Here is a 7,404-nt window from a genome sequence, read left to right as displayed (position 1 = left end):
GGATCAGCGGGCAGACGAACTCGCCGAGGAAGAAGGCGCTGTTCCACAGGCCGGTGCCGCGGCCGCGGTTGGCGGGGGTGAGCAGGGCGATGGTGCGGTTGATCAGGGTGGGCAGCAGCATGCCGGTGCCCAGGCAGTTGACGACGGCTCCGACGACCAGCAGGGGGACGTTGCCGGCGACGGCGATGATGCCGAAGCCGACCGCGCAGAGCGCGAGGGTCCAGGGGAGCAGGCGCTCGGCGCGGTCGGTGACGCGGGTGAAGGCGGCGGCGCCGGCGACGGTGGCGGCGCTGGCGATCGCGGTGCACAGGCCGATGGTGGCGGGTGCCTCGGTGCCGAGGTCCTTGAGCAGGAAGGAGGTCTCGACGGGGATGGTGTAGAAGACGATCGCGCCGAAGAAGGTCAGCGCGCAGGGGGCCAGCAGGCGGCGCAGCAGCGGGCCGAACGGGGCCAGGGCGGGGGCCGCGGCGGCGTCGGTGCGGCGGTTGGCCGGTCGCAGCACGGTGGCCAGCAGGGGCGCGAGCAGCAGGCCGACGGCGTAGGCCCAGAACGGGGCGCGCCAGCCCGCCGAGCCCGCGGCGCCGCCGAGGGCGAAGAAGGCGGTGGCGGAGACGGCGGAGCAGATCGCTTGCAGGGCGAGGTACTTCTCGCGCTGCTTGCCGCTCCAGTAGTCGCCGATCAGGGTGGTGCAGCAGGTCATGATGGCGGACTCGGCGACGCCGACCAGGGCCCGGCTGGCGATGATCGCGGGCAGCGAGTCGAGCCAGAGCGGGGCGGTGCCGACGATCGCGTAGAGCACGGTGGCGATCACCAGCAGCCGGTGGCGGCCGAGCCGGTCGATGATCGCGCCCGCGAACGGGGCCATGATCGCGAGGGAGAGCGCGGGGATGGTCAGTGCCACGGGGGCGAGGGCGTCCACGCCGGAGACGGAGGCGAAGTGGTCCTGGAGGTCCGGTATGACCGGGGCGATCAGGACGGCGCCGAGGATCGGCAGGCAGCTGCCCGCCATCAGCAGGGTCAGCGTCAGCCGGGGCCGGGCGAGGACCGGGTCCGGTGCGCCGGCGGGCGCCTGGTCCGGCGCGGGCGCGTCGGCGGATACCTGGTCCGTCGTGGGCGCGTCGGCGGGCCGGGGTGGCAGCCATCCTGATCGGGGTGGATGGTCCCGGGGAATGGTACTGCTGATCGATTGTACGAATACCCGTCATTCGTCGAACAGATGACGGTCCGATTGTTCCCGCAGGTCGTCGCCGACCCGGGCGGCGGTTCCGCGCAGCCACTGGTGCGCGGCGTCCTGGGTGTGGAGGGGGTGCCACCACAGGGCCTCGGTGAGCGGGACGGGGTCGAACGGGCAGGGCAGGGTGCGGACGCCGCTGTGCGGACCGAGCAGGGCGGCGAGCCGGGCCTGGATCAGCGCGACCCGGCGGGTGCCGGCCACCATGGCGGGCAGCAGCTGGAAGGTCCCGACCGAGACCTCGACCCGCGGTTCGACGCCCAGCAGGGCGAGCTGCCGGGTGGCGGGGGCGTCGTGGGCGCGCTGGTAGACGGCCCAGGGGAGGCGGGCGAGGTCGTCCAGGGTCAGGGCACCGGCGACCTCGGGGTGGTCGTCGGCGACCAGGCAGACCCAGCGGTCGGTGTACAGGTCGAGGGACGGGTAGCCGGTGATCACCCCGTGCGGCAGCAGCAGCCCGTCGGCGGAGCCGAGGAAGTCGGTGATGGAGTCGACCAGGGTGGGGCCGACCTGCTGGAAGCGCAGCCGGATGCCGGGGGCCTCGGCGTGCACGGCCCGGGCGAGGCCCGCGCCGAAGACCGCGGCCGCGTAGTCGGAGGTCAGCAGGGTGAACTCGCGTTCCGCGGTGGCGGGTTCGAAGGACGCCTGGCAGGTGAAGACCCGTTCCAGCAGGTCGCAGGCGGGGCCGGTCATGGTGAGCAGCGCGGTGCCCAGCGGGGTGGGGGCGTAGCTGTTGCCGGAGCGGGTGAGCAGCTCGTCGCCGAAGTGCTTGCGCAGCCGGGCCAGGGCGGCGCTCATCGCGGGCTGGCTGAGCCCGAGCCGGCGGCCGGCCCGGGTGACGTTGCGCTCCTCCAGCAGGGCGCGCAGCGCGGGGAGCAGGTTGAGGTCGAGGGTCGCGAGGTTCATCCGGGGTCGACCTGCCTATCCGTCCGGTGGATGGGTCGTATCTACAGAATTGATTTCCATGATTGCCGTGGTGGGGCCAGATTAGTCGCAACGCATCGAGAGGAGACCTCGTGGCAACGCACGCGCAACTCTCCGGCCCCTTCGCCCTCGGCACCTTCGCCGACGGCGACGGCGCGCCCTTCCCCGGCCTGGTGGCCGACGGCCTGGTCCTGGACCTCCGCGGCCGCCCCGCGCTCGGCAGCCCCGGCACCACCCGTGACCTGCTGGAGCGCTGGGACGAGGCGCTGCCCGTCCTGCACGACCTGGCGGCGCGGGCGGACGGTGCCCGGCGCCCCGTCGAGGAGCTCCGCACCCTCGCCCCGGTCGAGCCCCGGCAGCTGCTGCAGTCCGGCGCCAACTACCGGCAGCACGTGATCGACCTGGCGGTCGCGCACCGCCCCGCCGACGACCCGCGCACCGTCGAGCAGGCCCGCGCCGAGATCGGCGCGATGATGGACCGCCGGGCCGCCGAGGACCAGCCGTACGTGTTCATCGGCCTGCCGTCCTCGATCACCGGCCCGTACGACGACGTGGTGCTGCCCGCCTGGTGCACCAAGCCGGACTGGGAGCTCGAACTCGCCGCCGTCATCGGCGCCCCGGCCTACCGGGTCACCCCGGAGGAAGCCCTCGGGCACGTCGCCGCGTACACCATCGCCAACGACCTGACCGCCCGTGAACTGGTCTTCCGCCGCGACATGCCGGAGATCGGCACCGACTGGCTGCGCTGCAAGAACGCCCCCGGCTTCACCCCGCTCGGCCCCTACCTGGTGCCCGCCGCCTTCGCCGGGAACCCCGCCGACCTGCGGGTCACGCTGAAGCTGAACGGCGAGACCATGCAGGACGAGTCCACCGCCGACATGCTCTTCGGCGTGGCGCGGATGGTCTCCTACGCCTCGCAGACCACCCGGCTGCTGCCCGGGGACGTGGTCCTCACCGGCAGCCCGGCCGGCAACGGCATGCACTGGGGCCGCTTCCTCGCCGACGGCGACGTCATGGACGGCACCATCACCGGCCTCGGCGCCCAGCGCACCCGCTGCGTGCGGGAGTCCGCGTGAACGCCCCCGACCGCACCGACCCCGAGGGCGCGATAGCCGCCGCCGCGAAGGCGTACTCCAACTGGGGCCGCTGGGGCGCCGACGACCGCCTCGGCACCCTCAACTTCCTGGACGGCGCCAAGCGGCAGCAGGCGGCCGGGCTGATCCGGCAGGGCGTCAGCTTCTCGCTCGCCCAGCGCTTCGACATGGACGGCCCGCAGCGCGGCTGGCGGCGGCGCACCAACCCCGTGCACACCATGCTCGACACCGGCACCGACGCCGCCGCCGGACTCCAGGGCTTCCCGCACGGCATCGGCGGCGCCGACGACGTGATCGCCATGCCGCTGCAGTGCTCCACCCAGTGGGACGGCCTCGGCCACATCTTCGACCACGGCAGGGCGTGGAACGGCCGCGACGCCGCCACCACCGTCACCTCCGAGGGCGACCTGGTCACCGGCATCGAGCACATGGACCACCAGATCGCCGGACGGGGCGTGCTCCTGGACGTCGGACGGGCGATCGGCACGGACGGCGAACTGCCCGACGGCTTCGCGGTCACCGAGGAGCACCTGCGCGCCACCATCGAGGCCCAGGGCCCGGGTTCGGCCGTCGGCCGGGGCGACATCGTGATCGTCCGCACCGGCCAGCTCAGCCGGGTGCGCCGCGAGGGCTGGGGCGAGTACGCCGGCGGACCGGCACCCGGCCTGTCCTTCACCACCGCCGGGTGGCTGCACCGCACCGAGATCGCCGCGATCGCCACCGACACCTGGGGCTTCGAAGTCCGCCCCAACGAGTTCGACCACGCCTTCCAGCCGCTGCACCAGGTCGCCATCCCCAACATCGGCCTGCTGATCGGCGAGATGTGGGACCCGGACGCCCTCGCCGCGCACTGCGCCGCCGACGGCAGGTACGAGTTCTGGCTGACCGCCGCCCCGCTGCCGATCACCGGCGCGGTCGGCTCCCCGGTCAACCCGATCGCCGTCAAGTAGCCCCACCCGAAGGCCCGTCCACCCCGGGCACCCCCCTCCCGTCCGCCGCGCGACCAGGCGCGGCCCACCCGCCAGGGAGCAACCCCCATGACACCCACCAGCGTTCGAACCGTCCTGGTGATCGGCGGCGGCACCGCCGGCAACGGCCTCACCGTCCTGCTGCGCCGGGCCGGGATCGCCGTCGACCTGATCGAGGCCAAGCCCGACTGGAACGTCTCCGGCTCCGGAATCACCCTGCAGGGCAACGCCCTGCGCGCCCTGCGCGAGATCGGCGTGTGGCCGCAGGTCCGCGACGCGGGCTTCGCGTTCGACGAGGTCGGCATCACCGCCCCCGACGGCACCGTGCTGCACGTCGCCCGCGACGTGCGCACCGGCGGCGAGGACCTGCCCGCCACCGTCGGCATGCAGCGCCCCCGACTGCAGCGCATCCTGATCGACGCCGTGAAGGCCGCCGGCGCGAACGTCCGCCTCGGCACCACCGCCACCGCGCTGCGCGCCGACGCCGACGGCGTGGACGCCGAGTTCTCCGACGGCACGTCGGGCCGCTACGACCTGGTGGTCGGCGCGGACGGCATCTCCTCCGCCACCCGCGCCATGATCGGCATCACCGAGCGCCCCGAACCCACCGGCATGGCGATCTGGCGCGCCCCCGCCCCGCGCCCCGCCGGCGTCGAGCGCACCGACCTGGCCTACGGCGGCCCCGCGTACATCGCCGGGTACTGCCCGACCGGCCCCGACACCGTCTACGCCTACCTGGTCGAGCCCAAGCGCGACCGCGCCACCATCGACCCCGCCGGCTACGCCGAGGAGATGCGCCGCCTCGCGGCCGGGTACGGCGGCCACTGGGAGCGGATCGCCGCCTCCCTCACCGACCCGGCGCAGGTCAACTACACCTGGTTCGACCGGCACCTGGTCGAGGGCCCCTGGCACCGCGGCCGGGTCGTGCTGGTCGGCGACGCCGCCCACGCCTGCCCGCCCACCCTCGCCCAGGGCGCCGCGATGTCCCTCGAGGACGTCCTCGTTCTGGCCGAACTGCTCACCGGGGCCGAGGAGTTCAGTGAGCAGCTGCTGCTCGACTACCACGCCCGGCGGCTGCCCCGGGTGCGGACGGTGGTGGAGAACTCCTGCCGACTGGGCCAGTGGATGATGGACGGCGTCCGCGACGCCGACGTCCCCGGCCTGATGGCCCGCACCAGCGCCGTCCTGAAGGAGACCCCGTGACCGGCCCGGCCGTCGACGTCCACGCCCACCTGCTGCTGCCCGGGGTCGAGGCCCTCGTCGCCGGACAGCCGGGCCTCGCCCGCGCCAAGGCCCTGGACGCCCGCCGCAACGGCCCGCAGGCGATGTCCGTCAACGGCCCGATGGTTGCCGCCCGGATCCCGCTGCTCACCGACCCGGCCGCCCGGCTCGCCGCCATGGACGCCCAGGGCGTCGACGTGCAACTGGTCTCCCCGTCGCCCTCCCACTACCACTACTGGGCCGACGAGGAGACCGCCCGCAAGGTCTGGGAGGCGGCGAACACCGCCACCGCCGCGCACTGCGCCCACGCCCCCGAGCGGCTGCGCGGCCTCGGCCTGATCCCGCTCCAGCACCCGCACCTCGCCGTCGAAGCACTCGACCACGCGCTCTCCCTCGGCCTGCTCGGCGTCGAACTCTCCAGCCACGCACCCGGGGTGGAGCTCTCCGACCCGGCGCTGGAGGCGTTCTGGGCCCGCGCCGCGGGGGCCGGGGCGGTGCTGTTCCTGCACCCCTTCGGCTGCACCCTCGACGAGCGCCTCGACCGCTGGTACCTGTCCAACACCGTCGGCCAGCCCACCGAGAACGCCGTCGCCCTCTCCCACCTGGTCTTCTCCGGCGTCCTCGACCGCCACCCCGGCCTGAAGCTGATCGCCGCGCACGGCGGCGGCTACCTGCCCACCCACATCGGCCGCTCCGACCACGCCTGGCGGGCCCGCCCCGACGCCCGCGGCTGCGCGCACGAACCCAGCTCCTACCTGCGCCGGCTGTACTTCGACTCCCTCGTCCACGACCCGCACGTACTGCGGGAGTTGATCCGCGCGGCGGGCGCTGACAGGGTGCTGCTCGGCTCCGACTTCCCGTTCGACATGGGCACCGGGGACCCGCTCGCCGCCCTCGCCGAGGCCGGTCTGCCGCCCACCGACCACGCCGCCGTCCGCGGCGCCAACGCCGCCGCCCTGCTGGGCCTCTGACCCTTCCGACGACGCTTCCCACCGAGGAGGACCACCCATGAACCGCCTGCTCACCCACCTGCGGCACGTCGACCTCGCCGTACCCGACTTCGAGAAGCAGCTCGACTTCTACTCCGGAGTCTGGGGCCTGACCGAGACCGCCTCCGACGACGGGATCTCCTTCCTGGCCGCCGAGGGCTCCCCCGAGCAGTACGTGGTGCGCCTGCGCCGGGCGGAGGAGAAGCGCCTCGACCTGGTCTCCTACGGCGCCGCCACCCCCGCCGACGTCGACACCATAGCCGAGCAACTGCTCTCCCAGGGCGTCGAGTTGATCACCCGGCCGGGCAGCGTCGACACCCCCGGCGGCGGCTACGGCTTCCGCTTCTTCGACTGCGACGGCCGCACGATCGAGGTCTCCGCCGACGTCGCCGCCCGGCAGCACCGCCGGATCGAGGAGAAGGAGTCGGTGCCCGTCCGGCTCTCCCACGTCGTCCTCAACTCGCCCGACCTGGACCGCACCCGGCTCTGGTACGAGCGGCACCTCGGATTCCGGCTCTCCGACACGCTCTCCTCCCCGCACATGGGCGAGGTCATGCACTTCATGCGGATCAGCAACCAGCACCACTCGATGGCCCTCGCCAAGGGCCCGCACACCTCGCTGCACCACATCTCGTTCGAACTGCGCGGCCTGGACGAGTACATGTACGGCACCGGGCGGCTGCTGCGGGCGGGCGTCCGCAAGATCTGGGGCCCCGGCCGGCACCTGGCGGGCAACAACACCTTCTCCTACTTCCTCGACCCGCACGGCAACACGGTGGAGTACACCACCGAACTGGAGTCCCTCGACGAGGACACCTGGCACCCGCACGTCTACGACTTCTCGCAGCCCGAGGTCACCGACCAGTGGGGCACCGCCAACCCGATGAGCGAGATCGTCGCCAAGGAGTCCTTCAACGACGTCGACCGCGGCGTCTTCGTCGCCCCGCCCGTGTGATCCGCCCCCGGGGGCGCGGTACGGC

General features: G+C 73.6%; 7 protein-coding genes. 5 read left to right on the top strand and 2 right to left on the bottom strand.

Annotation, left to right across the window (positions count from 1 at the left end; all coding sequences use genetic code 11):
- Nucleotides 1–1,009, bottom strand: a 1,009-nt coding sequence (locus tag ACFUEL_RS31195; RefSeq protein WP_380240160.1) for an MFS transporter, incomplete at its 3' end; no start/stop codon positions are given.
- 192 nt (nt 1,010–1,201) lie between these two features.
- Entirely contained in the window at nt 1,202–2,134 is a 933-nt protein-coding gene (locus ACFUEL_RS31190) for a LysR family transcriptional regulator (RefSeq protein WP_380240158.1), read from the bottom strand.
- Nucleotides 2,135–2,244: 110 nt separating this feature from the next.
- Between ACFUEL_RS31190 and ACFUEL_RS31185 the strand changes: the two genes are divergently transcribed.
- The 5 genes from ACFUEL_RS31185 to ACFUEL_RS31165 all read left to right on the top strand — a co-directional run bounded on the left by ACFUEL_RS31185 (nt 2,245) and on the right by ACFUEL_RS31165 (nt 7,379).
- Nucleotides 2,245–3,228, top strand: coding sequence for a fumarylacetoacetate hydrolase family protein (locus ACFUEL_RS31185; protein WP_380240156.1), 984 nt, complete (start codon nt 2,245–2,247; stop codon nt 3,226–3,228).
- On the top strand, nt 3,225–4,196 hold the full coding sequence (locus ACFUEL_RS31180) for a cyclase family protein (RefSeq protein ID WP_380240154.1): 972 nt from the start codon (nt 3,225–3,227) through the stop codon (nt 4,194–4,196). Before ACFUEL_RS31185 ends, ACFUEL_RS31180 begins: the two co-directional genes overlap by 4 nt.
- A gap of 87 nt (nt 4,197–4,283) precedes the next feature.
- Entirely contained in the window at nt 4,284–5,417 is a 1,134-nt protein-coding gene (locus ACFUEL_RS31175; RefSeq protein WP_380240152.1) for an FAD-dependent oxidoreductase, read from the top strand.
- On the top strand, nt 5,414–6,406 hold the full coding sequence (locus ACFUEL_RS31170) for an amidohydrolase family protein (RefSeq protein ID WP_380240150.1): 993 nt from the start codon (nt 5,414–5,416) through the stop codon (nt 6,404–6,406). The genes ACFUEL_RS31175 and ACFUEL_RS31170 overlap by 4 nt, the downstream gene beginning before the upstream one ends.
- Before the next feature lie 37 nt (nt 6,407–6,443).
- Entirely contained in the window at nt 6,444–7,379 is a 936-nt protein-coding gene (locus ACFUEL_RS31165; RefSeq protein ID WP_380240148.1) for a VOC family protein, read from the top strand.
- The last annotated feature ends 25 nt before the right edge of the window (nt 7,380–7,404 follow it).

This window comes from Kitasatospora sp. NPDC057198 (assembly GCF_042670125.1).
Classification (GTDB): Bacteria; Actinomycetota; Actinomycetes; order Streptomycetales; family Streptomycetaceae; genus Kitasatospora.
This window is presented reverse-complemented; position numbering and strand designations above follow the sequence as displayed.

Excerpts from the sequence above, each read along its gene's own strand:
- ACFUEL_RS31190 (WP_380240158.1), bottom strand. The coding sequence starts at position 2,134 with ATGAACCTCGCGACCCTCGACCTCAACCTGCTCCCCGCGCTGCGCGCC.
- ACFUEL_RS31175 (WP_380240152.1), top strand. The coding sequence starts at position 4,284 with ATGACACCCACCAGCGTTCGAACCGTCCTGGTGATCGGCGGCGGCACC.
- ACFUEL_RS31165 (WP_380240148.1), top strand. The coding sequence starts at position 6,444 with ATGAACCGCCTGCTCACCCACCTGCGGCACGTCGACCTCGCCGTACCC.